Origin of the sequence: Rhizorhabdus antheiae, assembly GCF_049889055.1 — a bacterium.
Taxonomy (GTDB): domain Bacteria; phylum Pseudomonadota; class Alphaproteobacteria; order Sphingomonadales; family Sphingomonadaceae; genus Rhizorhabdus.
The window spans coordinates 38,787-62,944 of sequence record NZ_JBLTWO010000014.1; the positions used below are offsets into that span (position 1 = coordinate 38,787).

Genomic DNA, 24,158 nt, shown 5'->3' on the forward strand with positions numbered 1-24,158 from the left:
CCAGCTGCTCAGCTAAATGGTCCGTTCAGTCGCACGATCGTCATGTTGAGATATCCGGCGAAGGTGACCCACATCAGATAGGGCAACAACAAAACGGCACCCATGATCGACCGGCGCCAGATGAAGACGATCAGCCCCAGGATCGAAACCCAGAGCAAGATCACTTCGATCATCGCCCAGTCAGGGCGGTGCAGCTTGAAGAAGAGCAGGCTCCAGAGGATGTTGAGGAAGCCGTTGAGCGCAAAAAGTCCGATCAGCCACTCGCGTTCGCTCCAGCGCATTGCCAACCAGCCGCTGACGGCAGACAGAGCCGCGAACGCAAAGATCACCGTCCAGCCGACACCATAAGCCGCGTCCGGGGGCGCCCAACTCGGTTGGACAAGGCTGCGATACCAAGGCCCGATGTCGGTAATGGTCGCCCCCATCACCGCCACGACCGTTGCCACGACACCGGCGATCAGAGTGGGGAAAAGCCAGGCGCGGTTCATCTGGACAGACCCGCCGTCTGCAGCAGGTGCCGCATATCTTTCAGGAAAATGCGGAAATAGGCTGCCGGTTGCGCATAGACCAACCGCTTGTCCATATAGGCTGGCCATATCAGTTGTTGCACGTCACGGTCCTCGCACATCGTCACGAAACGCTCTCGGCGCCGGTCATTCCGATACCAGAAATATTGCATGATCCGAAGAACCCAGAACACAAGTCCGTGCGCCCGCATGAAAGCGCGGCGCGCTCTGCGCAGAGCCTTGGGATTGCCCGAAAGCAGGAAGGCCCCGACCGCAGAGGCCGCCTCCCGCCCGGCGACCATCGCATAATAGATGCCCTCGCCCGAAGCCGGGGCGACGGCTCCGGCAGCGTCGCCTGTAACCAGCACGTCGCGCCCGTTATCCCACCGCTTCAGCGTTTTGAGCGGGATCGGCGCTCCTTCCCGCCGGATGGTAGCGCAGCTGTCGAGACCGGCATTCGCGCGCAGCCGCATAATCGAATCGCGCAAACCGAATCCCTTGATCGCGCTGCCGACGCCGACGCTGGTCGTGTTTCCATGGGGAAATACCCAGGCATAGAAATCCGGCGACAAGGCGCCCTTGTAGAAGACGTCGCAGCGGCTGCGGTCGAACAGCGGGTCGCCTGCCGGCGGAGATTCAATCACTTCATGATAGGCAAAAACACAGGGCATTTCGGCGGCATCGGGCAAGGTGGCCCGTGCCACCCGCGAGCGGGCTCCGTCAGCGCCGATCACACAGCGCGTCGACACGCGTTGTTCGGGCCCGCCACGCCTGTCAGTGTAGACGACGATCGCGCCGCCATCGGCATCGCGCTCGATCCGCTGGAAGGTGCCGGTCCTGCGCTCGGCACCCGATGTTTCGGCGCGCGCACGAAGCCATTCGTCGAAGCTGTCGCGATCGACCATCCCGACAAAGCCCGTCCGGCGGCGCTCGTCGACCAGCATGTCGACCATCTGGTCGCGCGGGTCGATCATCCGTGCAGCAACGGCGCGGCCGACGAGAAGCTGCTCCGGGATAGCGAAGTCGCGGATCAGTCGCGGCGGGATAGCGCCCCCACACGGCTTGATCCGGCCGCCGCGGTCGAGCAACAGGACATGGCGACCATCCTTTGCGAGGTCGTTTGCAGCGGTGGCTCCGGCCGGACCGCCCCCTACGACGACGCAGTCGTAGGTCATGCCGCCCTGGCCATTCTCGGCATCGCGCCGCTCCGCAGGGGGCGAACGGCGAGGCCTGCAGCAACGAGGAACAACAGTGCTTCGGCCGCGAACACGGTCGTGAACGCATCGGGAATCGACCCGGTCAGTGCCCGGCCCACATCGACACCCACCGCGCCGAGCAAGCCGCCGAGACCGAATGCTATCGCCTGCGATGCGCCCCACACACCCATGCGGATGCCCTCGCGCCCTTTGTTGCTGCTGGCCAGTCCCATCATCGCGCCGATGGCGGCGACGGCGAACACGCCATTGGCGAATCCCAGCAAGGCGATGTTGGCCGTTAACGGCCAGCCCGATCCGGACCGCGCGCCGATCGCCAGCCCGATGAGAGCCACAGCCGATGCGATACAGCCACCGGCCGTCCAAATCCGCAGCCCTTCGGGCCTCCGCCCGCCGAATGCGCCACCGCCCACGCCGACGAGGATCATGCCCGCAAGGACCGCCGCATGCTGCACGCCAGACAATTTGGTCGATTGCCCCGGCGTGAAATCGAACAGCAAGCCAGCGAAGGGCTCCAGAATGAGATCCTGCATCGAATAGGCCAGCATCGACAAAAAGACGAAGACGGTGAAGCGCCGCGCCGCACTGTCGCTCCACATCTCGCGCAGCGCCGGGCCGAATGCCGAATCGGGCGCTCGCTCCACGGGTTCGGACGTTACCCGAGCCGGCTGACCTTCGACGCCCCATACTGCCGCCACCGCGATCAGGACTGCGACCGTGACGACCCCGCCGGCCACCATCGCCAGCCGCGACAGCGAAAAGGGATCGATCAGTCCGCCGGCTATGCCTGCCGTGACGACGATGCCGGCGATCATCATGGTCCAGGTCATGGATGCCGCCGCCGCCCGCCGCTCCGGCGCGACGCGCGTGGCGAGCAGCGCCAGCAGCGACGTTCCCGCCGCCCCCACGCCCGCTCCGATCAGCGAGAAAGCCAACAGCGCCAGCGCATATCCCCATGCAGAGCGCACGGCGAGCAGGCCGAGCGCATTGACCGCCAGCAGCGTGCCCGCCGCCAAGGTCACCATTCCGAAGATGATCCAGGGGGTGCGCCGCCGTCCGCGATCCGAGCCATGCCCCCATGCAGGGCGCGACAGCTGCACCGCATAGTGCCACGCGACAAGCCCGGCCGGCAGGGCTGCCGGCAGCATATATTCGACCACCATCACGCGATTCAGCAGCGATGTCGCCAGCATGACTATCGCCCCGATCGCACTCTGCACCAGCCCGAGGCGGATGATCCCGAGCCAGCCGAGCGGTTTCACAGCCCGATCACCCCACCGAGACCCAGCGCGGCGGCCAGCATGCCGAGCACATAAAGGGTTGTCCCCGTGGCATTATACCATGGCGCATGACGGCGGGGATCGGACAGAAGACGCCGCATCAGCACCAACTGCCCGCCGAGCAAAGCTGCGACGATGCCCGCAGACAGCATGTGGCCCCAGCTTGCCAGCAGCGCGACCACGGCCGCCTGCGGTATGGCCATCACCACGCACGCCAGCTGAGCCGCGCGGCCGACCCCGAGCACGACAGGGAGCGAGCGCAGGCCAGTGGCGCGGTCGCCCTCGATCGCCTTGAAATCGTTGAGCGTCATGATTCCATGCGCGCCGACGCTATAGAGCGCCAGGATGATCAGCACATGCGTCGGTGGCAAGGCGCCCGCCATGACGCTCGCGCCGGTGAACCAGGTCAGGCCTTCGTAGGTCAGTGCGACGACCGCCGGGCCCCATATGCCGCTGGTCTTGAATCGAAACGGCGGCGCGCTATAGCCCCAGGCACAAGCCAGACCGAGGCAGGTCGCAGCGAAGATCCACGCGCCGGTCGCCCATGCCACGAACAACGACAGGATCGTGCCTGTGCACGCGATCCACAGCCCCCAACTGCCGCCAATCCGCCCCGAAGGAATCGGCCGCTCCGGCTGATTGATCGCATCGACATGGCGATCGAACCAGTCGTTCACCGCCTGACTCGTGCCGCAGACCAGCGGCCCGGCCAGCAGGACGCCGGCCAGCAGGAACGGCCAGCGATCGACGAGGGGCACCCCGGACGACACGACACCGCACAGAAAGGCCCACATCGGCGGGAACCAGGTCACCGGCTTGAGCAATTCCAGCACATCGCGCGGATCGGGGACCGGCGTCGCGATACGAGGAATCTTCGTGCGCTCCATATTTGGAACGCTAGAACTGACATCTGCAGGCGTCAAACCAAATTGACGGTCAGCAGGTCAGTCATGTCCTCCGACGAGATTGCCCAGCCGGTGGCGATGCAGCTTCGAGTAGAGACTCTGACGGCTGACACCCAATATTTCGGCGGCCGAAGCGCGATTGTCGGACGTGTAGACAAGCGCCGCTTCGATACACAGCCGTTCGATCATGTCGGTGGATTCGCGCACGATGTCTTTCAGCGGCATGCGACCGACCAGTTCCGTCAGTTGTTCCACCGAACGCGGCGCGTCGCGCGGTGCGGACGCGACCACATCCAGCCGGCGTGCGACCGCGCGGATCGTGAAGCCATAGCACTCGCTGTCGCCCATCGGCGCGACCACGCCCGATAGTTCGACATCCTCTTCGCCACCGGTCATGCCACGCAGGATCGTCGAGACATTGCGAACCCAGCCATGCTCTCGCAGCTGGGTCAGAATAAGATCGAGGTCGATTCCCGGACGGCCGAGCCAGTTTCCCAGGCCTTGACCGGTCACACGCTCCAGCGACGGCATCTCGGCGAGTTCGATGAAGGCGGTGTTGGCCGCCAGCACGGTCAATTCCCGATCGACCAGGACGAAGGCGTCCGGCATCCGCTCCACCACCGCGCCGAGTGCAGCGTCATAGGGATGGTCGGAGACCGCACGATCGGCCATGGAGATGCGGACGAGCATGAGAGGCGAGCGCGCCTGACGGAAAAGCCGCGCCGAAATCCGCGCTTCGCCGCGCGCCTTGCCGAGCCGGAGCGAGGCAGGCACGAGATCGTCGGTCGCTTCGGAAGCCCCCAGATACGCAATGAAATCGTCGCGGTCACGCGGATCGACGATCGTCGCCAGCGACTTGCCGACCAGCGATCCCTCGGATGCGTCGAGCAGACGATGCGCTGCGGGATTCGCCTCGCGGATGCGTCTTGTCGCTGCATCGGCGATGAGCACCGGCTCCGACGACATGTCGAACAACAGACGGTAGCGTGTCTCGACCTGGCGCAGTCGGATATAGTCGCGTTCAAGCGATTGCTGGGTCTGAAGCAGCCGCTGCTGCATCGCCGCCGCTCCACGCATGTCGCGCCCGACCGCGATCAAACGGTCTCCGTCGCCCACCGCCATAGTCATGTAGCTGATGGGCACGTCGGCACCAGCGGTTGGATGATTGACTTGACGCCAGCGCGGCGCCGATCCGGCGACAGCGGCCTCCGACAACATTTCCTGGATCTTCGGGCGGCTCTCGATCGTCACCGTGTCGATCCACGCCTCACCGATAAACTCGGCGAAACCCTGACTTGCAAGGCCGGTCTGCGACACCGCGACATCCAGAATCCGCCCGACTCCGGACAGAATGAAGGTCACGTCTCCGACCGCCGACATGAGCGAAGCAGCGTCGTCTGCCGACAGGGGCCCCGGCATCATGTCAGGCCGCGCAAAGGCGATTTTCTGGTACGGGGCGACAGGCATGGTCATCGACGAGCGTCGCTTTCCAGAAAATAATATCAGCTACAAGCGGAAATATTCCCTTCGCGGACGCGGACAAGATCCGCAGCCACTTTGAGGGCAAGCTTCGCGTCGCCGGCAGTGCCATCAGCACCAACCTGCATCGCGAGATCGGGATCGGTGGCGAACACCCTCCCGCCTACCATGATGCTAAGGCCCGGATTTCGGGAAACGTTCCGCAGTGCAGATATGATCGATGGGAGGGTGGCGATGTGGCAGTCGCAACTGACAGTCAATCCGACAAGGTCGAACCATTCAGTGCTCGCGCGTCGCAGAAGCTGGGATGTTTCGCAGTCCACCATCAGGTCGGTCAGCCAGCCGTTGTGGCGAAACACTTCGTCGATCATGACCGCGCCAAATGTATGCTGATCCCCAGGTACCGCCGCGAACAGGACCCGACGCCCCCCAGTGGTCATCCGCCGATCGGCGGGGACACGCGCGGCAATCTCGCGAACGACCTCCTGCAAGCGCCAGAGCCCCATCGTCACATCGACGAAATTGTACCGGTCTTCTTCCCAATAGGTGCCGAGCAGGCGCGCCGCAGGGGCGATCAGATCGACCATGATCGTGTCGACCCCGACACGCCGGGCGAGGATCGACTCGACATGGCTCAGGAGCGCATCGGCATCGACCTGCAGAGCCAGACGCGCGAGCGCCTCGATATCTTCCGGGGCGGCTCTGCCCTCGGCTACGTCGTGCGCGCGAACAGCATGCGCGACCATCAGCCGAGGAATGATTTCATTTTCGATCAGCGTGGACAACGACCGATCACATGTCGCCTCTGCAGCTTCCCTGTGGAAATCAGCCAGTTGGAGGCGATCAGGCGCAAGTCGCGCCAATCCCCGCGTGCGCTCAGTCGGAACGGTCTGAGGATCTCGAGGCGCTAACGACGCCATTGCCCGTCCCTCTCGCTGGTTGATGCCCCGCAGGCAGTTGATGGAGCTGCGATCTGGCATCCCCACGAGTCGTGACACTATGCCTGTTGTCGATGCGTAGCAACCTCGCATTGGGGGTTTGACGAAAATATGTCCAAACAATTGGACGTCATTTCTGTTTGACACATTCGTCAACTTGGTCGTAGCTTGGCATCTCACTGGAGAAGGGCACGACGGGGCGATGCGGTCGAACGACGCATATTCCGCAAAGGGACGGGGAGCCGCTCCGCTTTACACGATCGAGCAGCGCCAACGGCGTGACTCGACGCGCTGGACCCTGGTGCAGGGCATCCTCGCCCCCCTTCAGTTTTTCGTCTTCCTCGCCAGCGTCATTCTGATCGTCCGCTACCTTGCCACCGGCGAAGGGGCTTTTGCGGCGACCGTGTCGATCGTCGCCAAGACGATGCTTCTCTACGCGATCATGATCACCGGCTCGATCTGGGAGAAGGTCGTGTTCGGCAAATGGCTGTTCGTGCCCGCCTTCTTCTGGGAGGATGTGTTCAGCATGCTCGTCCTGGCGCTGCACACCGGCTATCTGGTGATGCTGATCGCCGGATTTGGCAGCGAACGGGGGCTGATGCTTCTCGCGCTGGCCGCCTATGCGAGCTACGTCATCAACGCCGCACAATTCCTGTTGAAGCTGCGCGCCGCTCGCCTGACCGCGCCATCACAAATGGCGCTCGAAGCGTGACGCCCCCTCCGTCCTCCACCGCGACCCTGGGCTGCGACGCCGCCCCGGTACTGCGCGAGCGCGGGCAGCGGGAAGTTTTCTGTGGACTGACAGGAATCATCTGGCTGCATCGCAAGGTGCAAGACGCTTTCTTCCTCGTCGTCGGCTCTCGCACCTGTGCCCATCTGCTGCAATCGGCGGCGGGCGTGATGGTCTTCGCCGAGCCGCGCTTCGGCACCGCGATCATCGAGGAGCGCGACCTCGCGGGCCTCGCCGATTGCAACGAAGAGCTCGACCGCGTGGTCGACCGCCTCCTCGCTCGCCGGCCCGACATCAAGCTGCTGTTCCTCGTCGGCTCGTGCCCGTCGGAGGTCATCAAACTCGACCTGTCGCGCGCGGCCGCACGGCTTTCGACCAAGCATACGGGCGCCACGAAGATTCTGAACTACTCCGGAAGCGGCATCGAGACGACCTTCACCGAGGGAGAGGATGCCTGCCTCGCCGCGCTGGTGGCCGATCTGCCCGCCGACACGACGGGGGTACCGAGCCTGATGATCGTCGGCGCTCTGCCCGACGTGGTCGAGGATCAGTTCCTCCGCCTGTTCGCCGAGCTCGGCATCGCGAATGTCCACATGCTCCCCGCCCGCCGTGCCGAAGCAATGCCGCCGGTCGGTCCCGATACGCGCTTCCTGCTGGCGCAGCCCTTTCTGGGCGAAACCGCTCGGGCGCTGGAGGATCGCGGTGCAACACGGCTCGACGCGCTCTTCCCGTTCGGCGCGGAAGGCACGACCAACTGGCTGCATGCCGCCGCGACAGCGTTCGGCGTGGACGAGATGCACTTCCGCCGCGTGATCGCGCCGGGACGCGAGCGCGCCAAGCGGGCCATCGAACACAGCCGTGCGAAGCTGGCGGGCAAGCGCATCACCTTCCTCCCCGACTCGCAATTGGAAGTGCCCCTGGCGCGCTTCCTGGCGACCGAATTGGGCATGGAGCCGGTCGAGGTGGGCACGCCTTATCTCCACCGCCGCCACCTCGCGCAGGAACTGGCACTGCTGCCCGCCGGAACGCTCATCAGCGAAGGCCAGGATGTCGACCGTCAGCTTGACCGCGTCCGTGCCGCCCGGCCCGACCTGACGGTGTGCGGCCTCGGCCTCGCCAATCCGCTGGAGGCCGAGGGGCTGACCACAAAATGGGCGATCGAGCTGGTCTTTTCGCCGATTCACGGCTTCGACCAGGCCGGCGACCTGGCCGAGCTTTTCGCGCGCCCGTTGCGGCGGCGAGATGTGTTGCGGCTATGAACGACACACAGCCTCCGTTCGCTTCGCGCGCCGTTGAGAAGCGGCCCTCAGCGGCTGATCGGCGCTGCTCGGCGGCGCTCGAAGCGAACGGGTTGGAGGGCGGCCTATGCAACTGACCGTATGGACCTATGAGGGCCCGCCCCATGTCGGCGCGATGCGGATTGCGACCGCGATGCAGGGCGTCCATTACGTCCTCCACGCACCGCAGGGCGACACCTATGCCGACCTGCTGTTCACGATGATCGAACGGCGCGGCAAGCGCCCGCCGGTCACCTACACCACCTTCCAGGCACGCGACCTTGGCAAGGACACCGCCGAACTGTTTCAGCAGGCGGCGCGCGATGCCTATGCGCGGTTCCAGCCGCAGGCGATGCTGGTCGGCGCATCCTGCACCGCCGAGCTCATCCAGGACGATCCTTCGGGACTCGCCGAGGCGATGCGCCTGCCCTGCCCGGTCGTGGCGCTCGAACTGCCGAGCTATCAGCGCAAGGAGAATTGGGGCGCGGCCGAGACCTTCTATCAGCTCGTACGCCGGATGTGCGCGGGCGTGACGAAGGCGACGCGAGTGGATGGGGCAAAGCCGTCGGCCAATATCCTCGGACCGACCGCACTCGGCTTTCGCCACCGCGACGATGTGATCGAGATCAGCCGGTTGCTCGGCACGCTCGGCATCGACGTGAACGTCGTGGCTCCGCTGGGTGCGACGCCCGCCGACCTCGCGCGGCTGGCGGACGCGGATTTCAATATCTGCCTCTACCCAGAGATCGCCGATACTACCTGCCGCTGGCTCGAGCGCACCTATGCGCAGAAGACGGTGCGGACCGTGCCGATCGGCTACGGCGCCACCCGCGACTTCATCGCCGAGGTCGCAGCCCTTGCGGGCATCGACCCGGCAGCCGCGCTCGACACGTCGAATATGCCCTGGTGGAGCCGTTCGGTCGACTCGACCTATCTGACCGGCAAGCGCGTCTTCATCTTCGGCGACGCGACCCACGCCATCGCCGCCGCCCGTGTGGCGCGCGACGAACTCGGCTTCGAAGTCGTCGGGCTCGGCTGCTACAATCGCGAATTCGCCCGCGACCTGCGCGAGGCGGCGGCACGCTACGGCGTCGAGCCGCTGATCACCGACGATTATCTCGCCGTCGAGGACGCGATCCAGGCGATCCAGCCCGAGCTGGTTCTTGGTACGCAGATGGAGCGGCACATCGCCAAGCGCCTGCGCATTCCCTGCGCCGTGATCTCCGCGCCGGTCCATGTCCAGGATTTCCCCGCGCGCTACAGCCCGCAAATGGGGTTCGAGGGCGCGAACGTGCTGTTCGACACCTGGGTCCACCCGCTGGTGATGGGGCTTGAGGAGCATCTGCTGACGATGTTCCGGGAAGATTTCGAATTTTCCGATGCGCATGGCGCAAGCCATCTGGGCCACGGCGCCCCCGCAGTGGCCGTGTCCGAGCCGCGCGCCGAAGCCGCGCTCGAGCCATTGGTCGACGCGGTCGGGGGCTGGGCCGCCGAGGCCGAGCGCGAACTGCTCAAGATCCCCTTCTTCGTCCGCGGCAAGGCGCGGCGGAACACCGAGAAATTCGCAGCCGAGCGCGGCCTCGCCACGATCACCCTCGACACGCTGTATGACGCGAAGGCGCATTATGCCCGCTAATAGCGCTCCTCCTCGCCAGACCCCTCTCCGGGTCGTGATCGTCACGCTCGACAATCATCTGTCGGGCGCCGCCGAGCGCGCAGCAGCGCGGTTCGCCGCAGACGGGGCCGACATCACGATCGGCTTCCACGCCGCCGCCGACTGGGACCGCGATCCAACCCGCCTCACTGCCTGCCTCGCCGACATCGCGCGCGGCGACATCATCATCGCGTCGATGCTGTTTCTCGACGATCATATCCGCGCCGTCCTGCCCGCACTCGCAGCACGGCGCGAGACCTGCGCGGCGATGGTGGGCCTGATGTCGGGCGCCGAGGTCGTGAAACTGACCCGGCTGGGCGATTATCGCATGGACAAGCCCGCAAAGGGGCCGCTCGCGCTGCTCAAGCGGCTGCGCGGGTCGTCCAAGTCGGGCGGCTCGTCAGGCGCGGGGCAGATGAAGATGCTGCGCCGCCTGCCCAAGATGCTGCGCTTCATTCCCGGCACCGCGCAGGATGTCCGCGCCTATTTCCTGACGCTGCAATATTGGCTCGCCGGGTCCGACGACAATGTCGTCGGCATGGTCCGCGCGCTGGCCCATCGCTACGCTGGTCACGCGACGCGCGCCGAAAGCCCCCGCGACTATCCCGATGTCGGGTTGTATCATCCCCGGCTTGCCGAGCGGATGACTGACCGGATCGAGGCGCTGCCCGCAGCCAAGGCGAGGAACGGCACGGTCGGCCTGCTGATGCTGCGCTCCTATCTGCTCAGCCGCGACACTGGCCATTATGACGGCGTCATCGCGGCGATGGAAGCGCGCGGGCTGCGCGTGATCCCCGCCTTCGCGAGCGGGCTCGACTCCCGCGCCGCGATCGAGCGCTTCTTCATTGCCGACGGACGCGCGACGGTCGATGCGGTCGTATCGCTCACCGGCTTCAGCCTGGTCGGCGGCCCCGCCTACAACGATGCGGCGGCGGCGGAGGCGATGCTGGCCGCGCTCGACGTGCCCTATGTCGCGGCGCACCCGATCGAATTCCAGTCACTCCAGCAATGGGGCGCCAGCCGCCAGGGTTTGCTGCCGATCGAGGCGACGATGATGGTCGCGATCCCCGAGATCGACGGCGCGATCCTGCCGAGCGTGTTCGGCGGGCGGGCGGACGGATCGGGCGCGCCCTGCACCGGTTGCGGGCGCGGCTGCACCTTCCCCGCTGCGGCGCTGACACGCGAGATGCAGTCCTGCCCCGAACGCGCCGAGGCGCTGGCGGGCAAGGTCGCGAAGCTGGCAGCGCTGCGCCGCTCCGAGCGCGCGGCGCGCAAGCTCGCGATCGTGCTGTTCAACTTCCCGCCCAACGCCGGTGCGACCGGCACGGCGGCGCATCTCGCGGTCTGGGAATCGCTTCATGCAACGCTGACCCGCCTGGCTGGCGAAGGCTATGACGTCGCTGTCCCCGCCGATGTCGATGCGCTGCGCGACGCGGTGCTCAAGGGCAATGCCGCCCGTTACGGCGCAGACGCCAATGTCCATGCGCGGATCCAGACCGACGACCATGTGCGCCGCGAGCCGCATCTGGCAGCGATAGAGGCCCAATGGGGGCCCGCGCCCGGCAAGCAGCAGAGCGACGGCGGCACCATTCATGTGCTGGGCGCGCAATTCGGCAGCGTCTTCGTCGGCATCCAGCCCGCCTTCGGCTATGAAGGCGATCCGATGCGGCTGCTGTTCGAGGGCCGCTTCACGCCGACCCACGCGTTCAGCGCCTTCTATCGCTGGCTGCGCGAGGATTTCAGTGCGGACGCCGTGCTCCATTTCGGCACCCATGGCGCGCTGGAGTTCATGCCCGGCAAGCAGGCCGGGCTGAGCGGCGATTGCTGGCCGGAGCGGCTGATCGGCGATCTGCCCAACATCTATCTTTACGCCGCAAACAACCCGTCCGAAGGCCTGATTGCGAAGCGCCGCTCCGGCGCAACCTTGCTCAGCTATCTGACGCCCGCCCTTGCGCAGTCGGGGCTCTACAAGGGCCTTACCGACCTCAAGGCGCTGATCGAGCGCTGGCGCTCATCGCCGTCGATCGAGGAGCGCGCCGCACTGGAGCCGATGATCGCGGCATCGGCGGAGTTGCTCGACCTCGATGCCAGCGACATCGCGGTGCTTTCGAGCCGCATCTACGAGATCGAGCGTGAGTTGATCCCGCACGGCCTGCACGTCCTGGGCCAGCCGATCCCCGAGGCTCAACGCGCCGAGATGATCGCAGCCGGTGCCGAGCTGCCGGAGCATAATGGCGAACTCGACGCGCTGGTCCATGCGCTCGACGGCGGCTTCGTCCGGCCGGCACCGGGCGGCGACGTGCTGCGCAACCCCAAGGTGCTGCCGACCGGGCGCAACATCCACGGCTTCGATCCCTTCCGCATCCCCGGCGCCTATGCGATGGCCGAGGGCAAGCGGCAGGCGGATGCGCTGCTCGCTCGGCATGGCGCCGACGGTGCGCTGCCCGAGACGCTGGCAATGGTGCTGTGGGGCACCGACAACCTCAAGTCCGAAGGCGTGCAGATCGCGCAGGCGATGACGCTGATCGGCGCGCGCCCGCGGTTCGACGGCTATGGCCGGCTTGCCGGGGCAGAGCTGGTGCCGCTGGCGGAACTCGGCCGCCCGCGCATCGACGTGGTCGTGACCCTGTCGGGCATCTTCCGCGATCTTCTGCCCCTCCAGACGCGCATGATCGCCGAGGCCGCCTGGCTCGCCGCCTCGGCCGACGAACCGCTGACGCAGAATTTCGTTCGCAAGCACAGCCTTGCGCATGCCGACCGGCACAGCTGCGACCTCCAGACGGCGGCGTTGCGGGTCTTCTCCAACGCCGAAGGTTCGTACGGCGCCAACGTCAACATGCTGATCGACGACGGTGCATGGACCGATCCCGACGAGATCGCCGAAGTGTTCGAGCGCCAGAAGGGCTATGCCTATGGCCCCGATGGCAAGCCGGCGCGTCAGGCGGAACTGTTCAAGTCCGCGCTGGCGACGGTCGAACTCGCTTACCAGAATCTCGACTCGGTCGAACTGGGTGTCACCGACATCGACCATTATGTCGATGCGCTGGGCGGGATCAGCCGCTCGATCACGCGCGCCAAGGGCAGCCCCGCTCCGATCTACATCGTCGACGCGACGCAAGGGCCGACCAAGGTCCGCACGCTCGCCGAGCAGGTCGATCTCGAGACGCGGACGCGGATGCTCAACCCGCTGTGGTACGAAGGGCAACTCAAGCACGGCTTCGAAGGCGTGCGGAACATCGAGAGCCACGTGACCAACACCATGGGCTGGTCGGCCACCACGGGACAGGTCGCGCCCTGGATCTACCAGCGCATCAGCGAAACCTATGTCCTCGATCCGGCAATGCGCGAGCGCCTCGCTGCGCTCAATCCGAAAGCCTCGGCCCGCGTGGCCAACCGCCTGATCGAGGCCAGCGAACGCCAGTTTTGGATGCCCGATCCGGAAACTCTCGCCGCGCTTCAGGCGGCCAGCGACGAACTCGAAGACCGCCTCGAAGGCGTCACCCCCGTGGCGGCATAAGGAAATTGATGATGGCCCTGTTCGATCCCCCTGCGAAGAAACTGGATGGCGAAGGCTCGCTCCAGGTCGCGCTCGACCCCAATGACCGGATCGGCACCGCCAAGGTGTTCGCCGTCTATGGCAAGGGTGGGATCGGCAAGTCGACCACCTCGTCGAACTTGTCTGCCGCGTTCTCGCTGCTCGGCAAGCGTGTGCTCCAGATCGGCTGCGATCCCAAGCATGACAGCACCTTCACGCTGACCAAGAAGCTGATGCCGACCGTCATCGACGTGCTCGAGACCGTCGAATTCCACAGCGAGGAGTTGCGCCCCGAGGATTATATGTTCGAAGGCTATAACGGCGTCATGTGCGTCGAGGCTGGCGGACCGCCTGCAGGCACGGGCTGCGGCGGCTATGTCGTCGGCCAGACGGTGAAGCTGCTCAAGCAGCACCACCTGCTAGAGGACACCGACGTCGTCCTGTTCGACGTTCTGGGCGACGTGGTGTGTGGGGGCTTCGCCGCCCCGCTCCAGCATGCCGAGCGCGCCGTGGTCGTGGCGTCGAACGATTTCGACAGCATTTTCGCGATGAATCGCATCGTCGCCGCCATCAAAGCCAAGTCGAAAAACTATGACGTGCGCATGGCGGGCGTCATCGCCAACCGCTCTGCCGCGACCGACGAGATCGACCGTTTCAACGACGCCACCGGTCTGAAGCGCCTCGCGCATTTCCCCGATCTCGACGCCATCCGGCGCTCGCGTCTCAAGAAATGCACCCTGTTCGAGATGGAGCAGACGCCCGAGGTCGCGGCGGCCTGCGATGAATATAAGCGGCTGGCAGCGATGCTGTGGGCCGGTGTCGACCCGCTCGATGCCGAGCCGATGAAGGATCGCGACATCTTCGAATTCCTGGGGTTCGAGTGATGGCCAGCGCTGCGCCCTCCTCCTCCTATTCGGATCGCCGCACGTCGCTCGAAACCTATTTCGATCGCACCGCGTCGAAGACCTGGGAGCAACTGACATCGGACGCACCGGTCAGCGGCATCCGCGCTACCGTTCGTGCAGGCCGCAACCGGATGCGCGACACCCTGCTGTCGTGGCTGCCGGCCGACATGAAAGGGCTCCGGCTGCTTGACGCGGGCTGCGGCACCGGCGCGCTGGCGGTCGAAGCCGCACGGCGCGGGGCATCGGTGGTGGCGATCGACGTGGCGCGCAGCCTGGTCGAGGTCGCCCATCATCGTACGCCGCAGGGCCTGAAGATCGACTGGCGGGTCGGCGATCTGCTCGATCCCGCGCTTGGCCGCTTCGACCATATCGTGGCGATGGACTCGCTGATCCATTACCGCGCGTTCGATATCGTCGACGTGCTGTCGGGTCTGGCGGAGCGCACCGACGGATCGCTGCTGTTCACCTTCGCGCCGTCGACGCGGCCGCTCGTCGTCATGCACGCGATCGGCAAGCTGTTCCCGCGCGGCGACCGCGCGCCGGCGATCGAGCCGGTGCGCGAGCGGCTGCTGCACACGTTGATCGGCGGCGCGATGCCGTCTGCCCGGATCGGCCGCAGCGAGCGCATAGGCAGCGGCTTCTACACCAGCCATGCGCTGGAGGTGCTGCCGGGATGAGCCGCGTGGCCGCCTTGCGGAACGGTGCGTTCTGGAACCGCGTGGGTACGCGGTTCCTGCCCTTTGCCGATGCCGCGACGGCCGACCTCCCGCTCGGCCGCCTGCTGCGGCTGTCGCTGTTCCAGATGTCGGTCGGCATGGCCGCGGTACTGCTGACCGGTACGCTCAACCGGGTGATGATCGTCGAGCTCGGCATGTCGGCGTCGATCGTCGCTGCCATGGTTTCTCTGCCGTTGCTGTTCGCACCACTGCGCGCGCTGATCGGCTTCCGCTCCGACACGCACCGTTCGGTGCTCGGCTGGAAGCGGGTACCCTATATCTGGTTCGGGACGCTTCTGCAGTTCGGCGGGCTGGCGTTGCTGCCATTCGGGCTGCTGGTGATGACCGGCGGCGGAACGGGGCCCGCGATCGTCGGGCAGATCGGTGCCGCCCTGGCCTTCCTGCTGGTGGGCGCGGGGATGCATACGACGCAGACTGCAGGCCTTGCACTTGCGACCGACCTCGCCACCGAAGATAGCCGGCCGCGCGTGGTCGCTTTGCTCTATGTCATGCTGCTCGTCGGCACATTGGTCAGCGCGCTCGTCATCGGCCGTCTGCTGGCGGACTTCACACCGACCAAGCTGGTCCAGATCGTCCAGGGTGCGGCGATGCTGACGATGGTGCTCAACGTCGTCGCGCTGTGGAAGCAGGAAGCCCGCATGCCGCGCTCGACCGTGCCGGCGGTGCCGCGCCCTGCCTTTGGTGCGGTCTGGGCCCCGTTCATCGCCAGTGCGCGGACGCGGCGACTGCTGGTCGCCGTCGGGCTGGGCGCTGCGGCATTCAGCATGCAGGACGTGCTGCTCGAGCCTTATGGCGGGCAGATCCTGGGCCTCTCGGTCGGGGCGACGACGTCGCTCACCGCGCTCTGGGCGGTCGGCATGCTCGCCGGTTTCACTTATGCCGCCCGCGCGCTCTCCGCCGGAGCCGACCCGCACCGGCTGGCCGGGTTCGGCAGCGTGGCAGGCATCGGCGCCTTCCTTTGCGTCATCTTCGCAGGACCGCTCCACTTGCCGGTGCTTCTGGGTATCGGCGCGACCTTCATCGGGGTCGGCGCTGGGCTGTTCTCTGTCGGCACGCTGACGGCGGCGATGGCGCTGAGCGATGCGGAGCGGACCGGCCTGGCGCTGGGCGCCTGGGGCGCGGTGCAGGCGACGGCCGCAGGCCTCGCCATCGCGATCGGCGCGATCGTCCGCGACGCGGTGTCGTCTGCGGCGGTCGAAAACCGCTTCGGCGCGACGCTGGCCGCGCCGACGACAGGCTATGCACTGGTCTACGCCATCGAGATCCTGCTTCTCGTCGCGGCACTGGTCGCACTCGGACCGCTCGTCCGCAATTATCGATCCACCCCGTCCTCAACCCGCGGCTTCGGCCTCAGCGAATTTCCGATCTGAAAGGTCCTGCCATGAACCTGGAACTCACGCCCGGCATCGATGTAGCCCTATTGGTCTTCTGGTCGTTCGTCCTCTTCTTCGTCTGCCTGGTCTTCTACCTGCGCCGCGAAGACCGGCGCGAAGGCTATCCGCTCGAGGATGAGTTCACCGGTCGGGTCGAAACGCCCGGCGGCCCGCTCAGCACCGCCTCGACCAAGGCGTTCCGCCTGCCCTTCGGCCACGGCTTCGTCACGGCGCCGACCAAGGGCCGCGAGCCGGTGGACATCGCCGCGCGTCGCACCGACCGCTTCGCCGGCGCGCCATACGAGCCCACCGGCAATCCGCTCGCCGACGGCATCGGCCCGGCCGCCTGGGCCGAGCGCGCCAAGCACCCCGATCTCGACATGGAGGGCCATCCGCGCATCCTGCCGCTCAGCAAGGCCAATGGCTTCAGCATCGCGCGCGAGGATTCGGACCTGAGTGGCTGGCCGGTGATCGGTGCCGACGGCGCGGTCGCAGGCCATGTCACCGACCTGTGGATCGACACCGCCGATCGTCTGGTCCGCTATATCCAGCTGGAAGACGGCATCCTGGCGCCGATGATGATGGCGAAGGTCAACCGCCGGCAGCGCTGTGTCGTGATCGACGCGATCAACGCTGCGCAGTTCGCGGGCGTGCCCCGCCTCTCCGCCGCCGACCAGATCACCCTCTACGAGGAGGAGCGCGTCGCCTCCTATTATGGCGGTGGCTATCTCTACGCCAATGCCGGCCGTCAGGAGCCGATCATATGACCGAGCATGAGATCGAGCCGATCCCCGGCCTGCCGGGACAGCTGCCGCCGGGCGAGCGGATATTGTGGCAAGGTTCGCCCGAGTGGCGCGTTCTGGCTCGATCTGCTTTTCACACGCGGGGGATCGCTGGCTATTTCGGCCTGCTCATCGCCGTCTCGCTGGCTTTCGGAAGCATCACCGGTGTCGTGATGACAGCCGCTCTCGGCAGCGTTGCGCTGGGCCTGCTCCATCTGCTCGCCCGCGCTTCGGCACGGACGACGCTGTACACGCTCACCAACCGGCGCATCGTGTTCCGCATCGGCGTCGCAGTACCCAAGTGCATCAACCTGCCGCTCAGCCAGATCGCCTCGGTCGACCTCGCCTGCCGCCCTGACGGCACCGGCGATCTGCCGCTGACCCTGCTGGGCAGCCCGCGCATGGGCTATCTCGCCTTCTGGCCGCATGTCCGCCCCTGGACGGTCGGCACGCCCCGGCCGATGCTGCGCGCGATACCCGATGCGGCGAATGTCGCGGCGCTGGTCGCGCGGGCCTGCCTCGCGGCCAATCCCGGCGGGCAGATTGCGGCCGTCGAGGTTCAGACGCAGCCGATGCCGGCCATGGCGCAGGTCGCATGAGCACCGCACATGATCACGCCAATATGCTGCCGCGCGGCACGCTGGTCATCGCGGGCGCCATGGTGGCGTTCGCGCTGACGGCAACGACCCTGGTGCGGATCACCGGCATGCCGCCGGCCGCCTCGCCGGTCGCCGAGCGCGCAGAGCAGAAGGTCGCGCCGCTCGCCGAGCGTGTGTTGCGATTCAGCGACCGCGCCGACGGCGCTGTGGTGATCGACGACGTCCGCACAGGACGGACCGCTTCGGTGATCGCCCCCGGCGAACAGACCGGCTTCACCCGCGGCGTGATGCGCGGGCTGGCCCGCGACCGCCATATGCGCGGCATCGGCGCGGAGCCCCCGTTCCGCCTGACCGCCTGGGCGAACGGGCAGTTGTCGCTGACCGACACCGCCACCGGGCGCACGATCGAACTTTCGAGCTTCGGCGCGACCAATCGCGCAACCTTCGCGGCGCTGCTCAAATGAGCCGCCGGTTCGACATCGGCTGCACCGTCGAGGTGGCGCACAGCTTCGAGCATCTCCATGCCCATGTGACGCTCGACAGCGATGTCCAACTCGATGCGGGCGACCGCGTGATCGTCCATGGCGCGCGCATCATCGTCCCCTTCGGCGGATCGCTGACCGAGCGGCGCACCGCGACGGTAACGCGCGCGCGGCCTTGGGAGCGGGCCTTGACCCGCATCAAGGCGCGGCTGGCGCTGACCGAATTATATGAAATTGGCTTCTCGCCGGGAGATCATCGATGAGCACCATGGCCCTCAAATCGGCAGCGCCTGTCGTCCCGGCGCCGCAGCACGATCTGCCGATGCCGAGCGTGGAGGAACTGAAGCGCGAGGTGTCGAACGAGACGGTGCTCAGCCCGCGCTTCTACACCACCGACTTCAAGGCGCTCGACGCGATCGACGTCTCGCGCGTGCGCGCCGAGTGGGACGGGCTCATGGCCGAGATGGAATCGGATCCCAACAAGACCCATTTCAAGAAGGATTCATCCTTCGACGGCGTGATCGAGCGGATGCCGCCGGAATTGCGCCGCGACTTCATCGACTTCCTGATTTCGTCGATGACCTCCGAATTTTCGGGCTGTCTGCTCTACGCCGAGATCGCGAAGCGCACGAAGAACCCCGACATGAAGCGGCTGATGAAGTTCCTCGCGCGCGACGAAAGCCGGCATGCGGGCTTCATCAACGACAGCCTGAAGGACGCCGGGATCGGGATCGACCTGTCCTTCCTGAGCAAGGCCAAGAAATACACCTATTTCCAGCCCAAGTTCATCATCTACGCGACCTATCTGTCCGAGAAGATCGGCTATGCGCGCTACATCCGGATTTTCCGCCACCTCGAAAAGCATCCGGAGCAGCGCTTTCACCCGATCTTCGAATGGTTCGAGAGCTGGTGCAACGACGAGTTCCGCCATGGCGAGGCGCTGGCGCTGCTGATCCGCGCCGACCCGAAGATGACCCAGGGCATCAACCGCCTGTGGATCCGCTTCTTCATCCTGTCGGTCTATGCGACGATGTATGTGCGCGATCACACCCGTCCGGCGCTGTACGAGGCGTTCGGGATGGATATCACCGACTATGACTATAGCGTGTTCCGCCTGACGACCGAGATCAGCCGCCAGGCCTTCCCGATCACGATCGACACCGACACGCCGCAGTTCCGCGCCCGCATGGAGGATCTGCTGCGCATCTCGCGGCATATGGACACGCTGCGCGGCAAGCCCGGTATCCTCAACAAGGCGCGCCGGCTCGGCACCATGGCCTCGGCGGGCCTGACCTTCGTGCGGCTCTTCTTCCAGCGCGCCGAGCCCAATGCACTTCCCGCACGCGTGCGGATGGTCCCGGCCTGGTGACACTGCCGCCGCTCCTCTTCGCGCTGCTGATGTGGTTCATCGGCACCGCCACGGTCGTCTGGCTCGACAGCCGCCCGCGCGACACCTTCCGCACCAGCCTGTCGCTGGCGGGGGTGGTGGCGATCGCGGCGATGGGCCTGGTGTGGACATATGCGGGCAGCACGACCGTGGACGGCGCCTATGTCGGCTTCGGCGCGGCGATCGCCATCTGGGGCTGGCATGAGATGAGCTTCCTGATGGGCGAGGTGGCCGGTCCCAACCGCGCATCCTGCCCGCCCGGACTGTCCGGCTGGGCGCGCTTCAAGGCTGCGACGGCGACCGTCATCCACCATGAACTGGCTATCGCCGCGACGGCGCTGGCGCTGTTCGCGCTGACCTGGGGGCAGCCCAATCAGGCCGCACCGCTGACCTTCGCGCTGCTGTTCGTTCTCCGGCTGTCGGCCAAGTTCAATCTCTATTTCGGCGTGCCGAACCTGAGCGACGAGGTGTTTCCGGAGCACCTCGCCTACCTCAAGACCTATTTTCGCAAGCGTCGCATGAACGCGCTGTTCCCATTCTCGATCATGGGCAGCATCGGCCTGGCCGTCTGGGCCTGGACCGTCGCCGAAGGGTCGGCCGACGGCGCGGCGGCAAGCGCGACCCTGCTCGCGGGCCTCGCGGCTCTCGGGGTGGTCGAACATCTGTTTCTGGTGCTGCCGATGCGCGACGCCAAATTGTTCAGCTGGGCTAAGCCCGCCAAAATCGATTTTCTGGGGAGAGGGCAATGAACTACGACAACCTGTTCGCCGAACAGCTCGACACTCTGCGCGAGGCCGGAAATTACCGCATCTTCGCCGAGATCGAGCGTCAGGCCGGCAACTTTCCCCGCGCCAGCCGCTGGACCGAGGACGGCCAGGTCGAGGACGTCACCGTCTGGTGCTCGAACGACTATCTCGGCATGGGCCAGCATCCGAAGGTGCTCACCGCGATGCACGAGACGCTCGATCGCTGCGGCGCCGGCGCCGGCGGCACGCGCAACATCTCCGGCACCAACCACCAGCATGTGCTGCTCGAGAGCGAGCTCGCCGATCTGCACGGCAAGGAAGCCGCGCTGATCTTCACCTCCGGCTATGTGTCCAACTGGGCGGCCCTCTCCACCCTCGCCTCGCGCCTCCCCAATTGCGTGGTGCTGTCGGACGCGCTCAACCATGCCAGCATGATCGAAGGCATCCGCCACAGCCGAGCCGAATGCCTCCGCTTCCGCCACAATGACGTCGCGCATCTCGACGAGCTCCTCTCCCAGGTCGAACCGGGCCGCGCCAAGCTGGTCGCGTTCGAGAGCGTCTATTCGATGGACGGCGACATCGCCCCGATCCGCGAGATCATCGAAGTCTGCGAGAAGCACGGCGCGCTCAGCTATATCGACGAAGTCCATGGCGTCGGCCTCTATGGCCCGCGCGGCGGCGGCGTCGCCGAGCGCGAAGGGCTGATGGACCGGATCGACGTGATCGAAGGCACGCTCGGCAAGGCTTTCGGAGTGATGGGCGGCTATATTACCGCGTCCAAGAATCTCTGCGATTTCGTCCGCAGCTTTGCGAGCGGCTTCATCTTCTCGACCTCGCTGCCGCCCGCCGTCGCCGCCGGTGCGGCCGCCTCGATCCGGCACCTCAAGGAGAGCCAGGTCGAGCGAGTGCGGCACCAGAACCGGGTGAAGATGGTGCGCGAGCGCCTCGACGCGCTCGGCATCCCGCATCTGCCCAATCCCAGCCACATCATCCCGGTGATGGTCGGCGACGCGCACCACGCCAAGATGATCAGCGACTGGCTGATGGACAAGCACGGCATCTATGTGCAGCCGATCAACTATCCGACCGTGCCCAAAGGCACCGAGCGGCTGCGCATCACCCCGTCGCCGGTCCACACCGACGGCGACGTCGACCGGCTGGTGACGGCACTCAGCGAAATCTGGTCGCAATGCGCCCTGGCGCGCCGGGAAATGGCGGCCTGACGAAGAGCGCGCCGCTGGCGGGAGCCGGCGGCGGCGCTGCTAGTCCTGCCCTATCTCGCAAGGCTCATCTGAACTATACTCGAGGTCGGTTCGCTTCAGGGATATTCCATCGGTTGTGAAAATCGTCGCGGTCTGCATGCGTCGGTTCAACCATCCTAGCACGGCCGCCTTCCCTTCCACGTCGCGGCAGTTTGCCAGTTCAGCGCCAACGGGAAGTTCGATGGAGAACACCCGATAGATCATCTCCGTCCCGACGCCACCCAAAGGACTGCGCTCGATTGGGCGGGTTAGGGCAACGACCATGGTCGTCCCCTTCCGAAGCTGCACCATCAAGCATTGGTCGTTAAACTTGCCAGACGGCACACACCAAGAGTGGCTGGTTTCAACCGTCCAATCATCCAAGCTGTGCCCGGAGACGATACGGCCCAATAAGGCATCCGTCTCCGGAGCCGCCGCCGCACAGGCGGACGCCAAAGAGGCGATGATTGCGAACCAAAATCCACGATTGCGGCACATTCGCTACCCAATATTCCATCCGCTGAACTTCCGCTACGGGTCGATCCGTGATCGATAGCTTTCAGCTGCGACCGCTTAGCATCCGCGCGGGGTGGGTAGCTGTCATTCGCTGCGATGTGGCCCATTATCGTTACACTGAACGGCCCATGCGTGATCTTCCTTCACGTCAAAGGTGAACCAGACGACGGCGCATCCACCGTGAACTACGAACGGAATATCTTTATCGCTGACCCAAATTCGGCCACCTGCCCCTTCGACCACATACAACGCTCGAACAGTTTTCCGGCGCTCCTTAGCTTTCCAACTATAATAGCGTTTGTAGTTCGATATTGGGGATGCATCGGGCGGCAGGGTAACACGCTGCTCGATGTGCTGCATCAATCGGTCGTGCCCGCTTGGAGAGTGGGCACAACCTCCTATGAGCAGGAGCGACGGCAATACTAGCAGCTTCATGCTATCGTTATATGAGTTCTTAGAACGCCAGCAATGGGTTGAGAGCCGACAGGCGGGTTTGCGATCTTGCTGTCCGCTCTAGCTCTATAGCAGGCCGTTCTGCACCGATGACGCAGAAGGCAGCTCGCCTTGCACCTTTGTGAAAGTGGGAAAGCTCTCTACCACGGCGAGCTTCGTCGATCCACCTACTCGTGCAGCTTCCGTTGCACCCGCATCAGGGCCAGCGCGACGATCGTCAGCACCAGCGGCACGACGCCGGCCATAGCCACCTTGTAGGACAGCCCCGGCACCGCGCCGACGACATAGCCGATCAACGCGACCAGATAATAGCTGATCGCGACCACCGACAGACCTTCGACCGTCTGCTGCAGCCGCAACTGCACCTCGGTCCGGCGGTCCATCGACGCGAGCAGCACGGTATTCTGCTTAGCCAGCGCGGTATCGATCCGGGTGCGCAGCAATTCGCTGGTCCAGGCGGCGCGCTGCGACAGATCCTCCAGCCTGGCGGAGAAGCTGTCACAGGTCCGCACGGCCGGCGTCAGCCGCCGTTCGGTGAAGTCGGCCAGCGTCTGGTGGCCACGCACCAGCCCGATCTGGAGCGAGGCCAGCCGGTCGGTGCTGAGCTGGGCATAAGCGCGCGTGGCGCTCATGCGATAGCGGGTCTCGGCGACGATCCGCGCGAGTTCGGCCGAGAGAAAGGTCAGCTCGTCGAGCAGCTCGTCGTCCTGCGACGTCCGCTCCGACACCGCGCCGGTCAGCTCCGCCAGCCGCGCCTCGAGCTCGGACACGCGCGGAGTGAGCCGCTGCGCGAGCGGCAGGCCGAGCAGCGCCATATTGCGGTAATTGCCGAGTTCCTGAAGCCGCATCAGAAGCTGCGCGGGCTCGTCGAGCGCCAGATCCCGATCGAGCACCAGCAGCCGGCCATAGCCGTCCTCGTGCAAGCGAAAATCCGACATGATCCTGGCGGCGCCGGACGCCACGTCGCACACCACCGTCGCCTCGGAGGAGAACCAGCGATCGCGTTCCTCCGCCGACGGTTCCGGTCGATCGCGCGGGGCAAAGGCGATCTGGGTCGCGCGGATCACGTCGCCGGGCAGGTCGGCCAGGATCCGGCTGAGCAGCGGTTCGAACAGCGCCTCGTCGAACGGCGCATCATAGGGCCCTTCACGGATCAGCGTGTGGCTGACGAATTCGGTGTGCCGCTCCCACACCAGGGTGAAGCCGTCGAGGGCGATGACGCCATATTTGGCGGCGACCGGAACGATCGCCCGGCTGCCCTGGGCCAGCGCGTCCATATGCGCGCGGCTCGCTTCGCCGCCGCCCTCGCCGGTCAGGGTGATGATCTGCATGAGGCGGCACGGCGCCGACAGGCGCGGAAGCCGCCGGACGTGCATCTCCTCCGACAGCGAAGCGCGCAGGGCGTGATTGCGCATCATG

The 24,158-nt window shown here is 65.9% G+C and carries 22 protein-coding genes; 14 read left to right on the forward strand and 8 right to left on the reverse strand.

Going from position 1 to position 24,158, the window contains the following annotated elements:
- Positions 1–8: 8 nt before the first annotated feature.
- The 6 genes from ACNI3R_RS19115 to ACNI3R_RS19140 all read right to left on the reverse strand — a co-directional run bounded on the left by ACNI3R_RS19115 (position 9) and on the right by ACNI3R_RS19140 (position 6,169).
- Positions 9–488 carry a TspO/MBR family protein gene (locus ACNI3R_RS19115; RefSeq protein WP_426186368.1) on the reverse strand — a complete coding sequence of 160 codons (480 nt, stop codon included), beginning with the start codon at positions 486–488 and terminating at the stop codon, positions 9–11.
- Entirely contained in the window at positions 485–1,681 is a 1,197-nt protein-coding gene (locus ACNI3R_RS19120; protein WP_426186371.1) for a geranylgeranyl diphosphate reductase, read from the reverse strand. Before ACNI3R_RS19120 ends, ACNI3R_RS19115 begins: the two co-directional genes overlap by 4 nt.
- On the reverse strand, positions 1,678–2,982 hold the full coding sequence (locus ACNI3R_RS19125; RefSeq protein ID WP_426186374.1) for a BCD family MFS transporter: 1,305 nt from the start codon (positions 2,980–2,982) through the stop codon (positions 1,678–1,680). The genes ACNI3R_RS19120 and ACNI3R_RS19125 overlap by 4 nt, the downstream gene beginning before the upstream one ends.
- Positions 2,979–3,887, reverse strand: a complete 909-nt coding sequence (gene chlG / locus ACNI3R_RS19130; protein WP_426186377.1) for a chlorophyll synthase ChlG — start codon at positions 3,885–3,887, stop codon at positions 2,979–2,981. Before chlG ends, ACNI3R_RS19125 begins: the two co-directional genes overlap by 4 nt.
- A gap of 57 nt (positions 3,888–3,944) precedes the next feature.
- Positions 3,945–5,327 carry a transcriptional regulator PpsR gene (ppsR, locus tag ACNI3R_RS19135; RefSeq protein ID WP_426186380.1) on the reverse strand — a complete coding sequence of 461 codons (1,383 nt, stop codon included), beginning with the start codon at positions 5,325–5,327 and terminating at the stop codon, positions 3,945–3,947.
- A gap of 80 nt (positions 5,328–5,407) precedes the next feature.
- A complete protein-coding gene (locus ACNI3R_RS19140; RefSeq protein ID WP_426186383.1) occupies positions 5,408–6,169 on the reverse strand; it encodes a cobalamin B12-binding domain-containing protein in 762 nt (253 codons plus the stop codon).
- Between the two features lie 355 nt (positions 6,170–6,524).
- Here ACNI3R_RS19140 and bchF point away from each other — a divergent pair, with 355 nt between their 5' ends.
- From bchF to hemA, 14 genes are all read left to right on the forward strand, one after another.
- Positions 6,525–7,034: a 2-vinyl bacteriochlorophyllide hydratase gene (gene bchF, locus ACNI3R_RS19145; RefSeq protein WP_426186386.1), complete on the forward strand. Its 510-nt coding sequence runs from the start codon at positions 6,525–6,527 to the stop codon at positions 7,032–7,034.
- Positions 7,031–8,311: a ferredoxin:protochlorophyllide reductase (ATP-dependent) subunit N gene (locus tag ACNI3R_RS19150; RefSeq protein WP_426186389.1), complete on the forward strand. Its 1,281-nt coding sequence runs from the start codon at positions 7,031–7,033 to the stop codon at positions 8,309–8,311. Before bchF ends, ACNI3R_RS19150 begins: the two co-directional genes overlap by 4 nt.
- Before the next feature lie 106 nt (positions 8,312–8,417).
- Complete coding sequence (gene bchB / locus ACNI3R_RS19155; protein ID WP_426186392.1) at positions 8,418–9,965, forward strand: ferredoxin:protochlorophyllide reductase (ATP-dependent) subunit B; 1,548 nt, start codon at positions 8,418–8,420, stop codon at positions 9,963–9,965.
- Complete coding sequence (locus tag ACNI3R_RS19160) at positions 9,955–13,500, forward strand: magnesium chelatase subunit H (RefSeq protein ID WP_426186395.1); 3,546 nt, start codon at positions 9,955–9,957, stop codon at positions 13,498–13,500. Before bchB ends, ACNI3R_RS19160 begins: the two co-directional genes overlap by 11 nt.
- A gap of 11 nt (positions 13,501–13,511) precedes the next feature.
- Positions 13,512–14,402, forward strand: a complete 891-nt coding sequence (gene bchL, locus ACNI3R_RS19165; RefSeq protein ID WP_426186489.1) for a ferredoxin:protochlorophyllide reductase (ATP-dependent) iron-sulfur ATP-binding protein — start codon at positions 13,512–13,514, stop codon at positions 14,400–14,402.
- Positions 14,402–15,100: a magnesium protoporphyrin IX methyltransferase gene (gene bchM, locus ACNI3R_RS19170; protein WP_426186398.1), complete on the forward strand. Its 699-nt coding sequence runs from the start codon at positions 14,402–14,404 to the stop codon at positions 15,098–15,100. Before bchL ends, bchM begins: the two co-directional genes overlap by 1 nt.
- Complete coding sequence (locus ACNI3R_RS19175) at positions 15,097–16,530, forward strand: BCD family MFS transporter (RefSeq protein WP_426186401.1); 1,434 nt, start codon at positions 15,097–15,099, stop codon at positions 16,528–16,530. The genes bchM and ACNI3R_RS19175 overlap by 4 nt, the downstream gene beginning before the upstream one ends.
- 11 nt (positions 16,531–16,541) lie before the next feature.
- The gene (gene puhA, locus ACNI3R_RS19180; RefSeq protein WP_426186404.1) at positions 16,542–17,300 is read left to right on the forward strand and encodes a photosynthetic reaction center subunit H; all 759 of its coding nucleotides are present in this window, start codon (positions 16,542–16,544) and stop codon (positions 17,298–17,300) included.
- The gene (puhB, locus tag ACNI3R_RS19185; protein ID WP_426186407.1) at positions 17,297–17,914 is read left to right on the forward strand and encodes a photosynthetic complex putative assembly protein PuhB; all 618 of its coding nucleotides are present in this window, start codon (positions 17,297–17,299) and stop codon (positions 17,912–17,914) included. Before puhA ends, puhB begins: the two co-directional genes overlap by 4 nt.
- A complete protein-coding gene (puhC, locus tag ACNI3R_RS19190) occupies positions 17,911–18,378 on the forward strand; it encodes a photosynthetic complex assembly protein PuhC (RefSeq protein WP_426186410.1) in 468 nt (155 codons plus the stop codon). Before puhB ends, puhC begins: the two co-directional genes overlap by 4 nt.
- On the forward strand, positions 18,375–18,659 hold the full coding sequence (locus ACNI3R_RS19195; protein ID WP_165322648.1) for a hypothetical protein: 285 nt from the start codon (positions 18,375–18,377) through the stop codon (positions 18,657–18,659). The genes puhC and ACNI3R_RS19195 overlap by 4 nt, the downstream gene beginning before the upstream one ends.
- Positions 18,660–18,718: 59 nt before the next feature.
- Positions 18,719–19,765 (forward strand): magnesium-protoporphyrin IX monomethyl ester (oxidative) cyclase, encoded by a 1,047-nt coding sequence (gene acsF / locus ACNI3R_RS19200; protein ID WP_426186492.1) that lies wholly within the window; start codon positions 18,719–18,721, stop codon positions 19,763–19,765.
- A complete protein-coding gene (gene puhE / locus ACNI3R_RS19205) occupies positions 19,762–20,532 on the forward strand; it encodes a putative photosynthetic complex assembly protein PuhE (protein WP_426186414.1) in 771 nt (256 codons plus the stop codon). Before acsF ends, puhE begins: the two co-directional genes overlap by 4 nt.
- Positions 20,529–21,752 carry a 5-aminolevulinate synthase gene (gene hemA / locus ACNI3R_RS19210; protein WP_426186417.1) on the forward strand — a complete coding sequence of 408 codons (1,224 nt, stop codon included), beginning with the start codon at positions 20,529–20,531 and terminating at the stop codon, positions 21,750–21,752. Before puhE ends, hemA begins: the two co-directional genes overlap by 4 nt.
- A 618-nt stretch (positions 21,753–22,370) precedes the next feature.
- On the opposite strand, the gene ACNI3R_RS19215 is transcribed toward hemA, so the two are convergent.
- A complete protein-coding gene (locus tag ACNI3R_RS19215; RefSeq protein WP_426186420.1) occupies positions 22,371–22,646 on the reverse strand; it encodes a hypothetical protein in 276 nt (91 codons plus the stop codon).
- Positions 22,647–22,906: 260 nt separating this feature from the next.
- Positions 22,907–24,157 (reverse strand): DUF3422 family protein, encoded by a 1,251-nt coding sequence (locus ACNI3R_RS19220; RefSeq protein WP_426186423.1) that lies wholly within the window; start codon positions 24,155–24,157, stop codon positions 22,907–22,909.
- Position 24,158: the final 1 nt, after the last annotated feature.

Excerpts from the sequence above, each read along its gene's own strand:
- ACNI3R_RS19115 (WP_426186368.1), bottom strand. The coding sequence starts at position 488 with ATGAACCGCGCCTGGCTTTTCCCCACTCTGATCGCCGGTGTCGTGGCA.
- ACNI3R_RS19120 (WP_426186371.1), bottom strand. The coding sequence starts at position 1,681 with ATGACCTACGACTGCGTCGTCGTAGGGGGCGGTCCGGCCGGAGCCACC.
- chlG (WP_426186377.1), bottom strand. The coding sequence starts at position 3,887 with ATGGAGCGCACGAAGATTCCTCGTATCGCGACGCCGGTCCCCGATCCG.
- ppsR (WP_426186380.1), bottom strand. The coding sequence starts at position 5,327 with ATGATGCCGGGGCCCCTGTCGGCAGACGACGCTGCTTCGCTCATGTCG.
- bchF (WP_426186386.1), top strand. The coding sequence starts at position 6,525 with ATGCGGTCGAACGACGCATATTCCGCAAAGGGACGGGGAGCCGCTCCG.
- bchB (WP_426186392.1), top strand. The coding sequence starts at position 8,418 with ATGCAACTGACCGTATGGACCTATGAGGGCCCGCCCCATGTCGGCGCG.
- ACNI3R_RS19160 (WP_426186395.1), top strand. The coding sequence starts at position 9,955 with ATGCCCGCTAATAGCGCTCCTCCTCGCCAGACCCCTCTCCGGGTCGTG.
- bchL (WP_426186489.1), top strand. The coding sequence starts at position 13,512 with ATGGCCCTGTTCGATCCCCCTGCGAAGAAACTGGATGGCGAAGGCTCG.
- bchM (WP_426186398.1), top strand. The coding sequence starts at position 14,402 with ATGGCCAGCGCTGCGCCCTCCTCCTCCTATTCGGATCGCCGCACGTCG.
- ACNI3R_RS19175 (WP_426186401.1), top strand. The coding sequence starts at position 15,097 with ATGAGCCGCGTGGCCGCCTTGCGGAACGGTGCGTTCTGGAACCGCGTG.
- puhA (WP_426186404.1), top strand. The coding sequence starts at position 16,542 with ATGAACCTGGAACTCACGCCCGGCATCGATGTAGCCCTATTGGTCTTC.
- puhB (WP_426186407.1), top strand. The coding sequence starts at position 17,297 with ATGACCGAGCATGAGATCGAGCCGATCCCCGGCCTGCCGGGACAGCTG.
- puhC (WP_426186410.1), top strand. The coding sequence starts at position 17,911 with ATGAGCACCGCACATGATCACGCCAATATGCTGCCGCGCGGCACGCTG.
- ACNI3R_RS19195 (WP_165322648.1), top strand. The coding sequence starts at position 18,375 with ATGAGCCGCCGGTTCGACATCGGCTGCACCGTCGAGGTGGCGCACAGC.
- acsF (WP_426186492.1), top strand. The coding sequence starts at position 18,719 with ATGCCGAGCGTGGAGGAACTGAAGCGCGAGGTGTCGAACGAGACGGTG.
- hemA (WP_426186417.1), top strand. The coding sequence starts at position 20,529 with ATGAACTACGACAACCTGTTCGCCGAACAGCTCGACACTCTGCGCGAG.
- ACNI3R_RS19215 (WP_426186420.1), bottom strand. The coding sequence starts at position 22,646 with ATGCAGCACATCGAGCAGCGTGTTACCCTGCCGCCCGATGCATCCCCA.
- ACNI3R_RS19220 (WP_426186423.1), bottom strand. The coding sequence starts at position 24,157 with ATGATGCGCAATCACGCCCTGCGCGCTTCGCTGTCGGAGGAGATGCAC.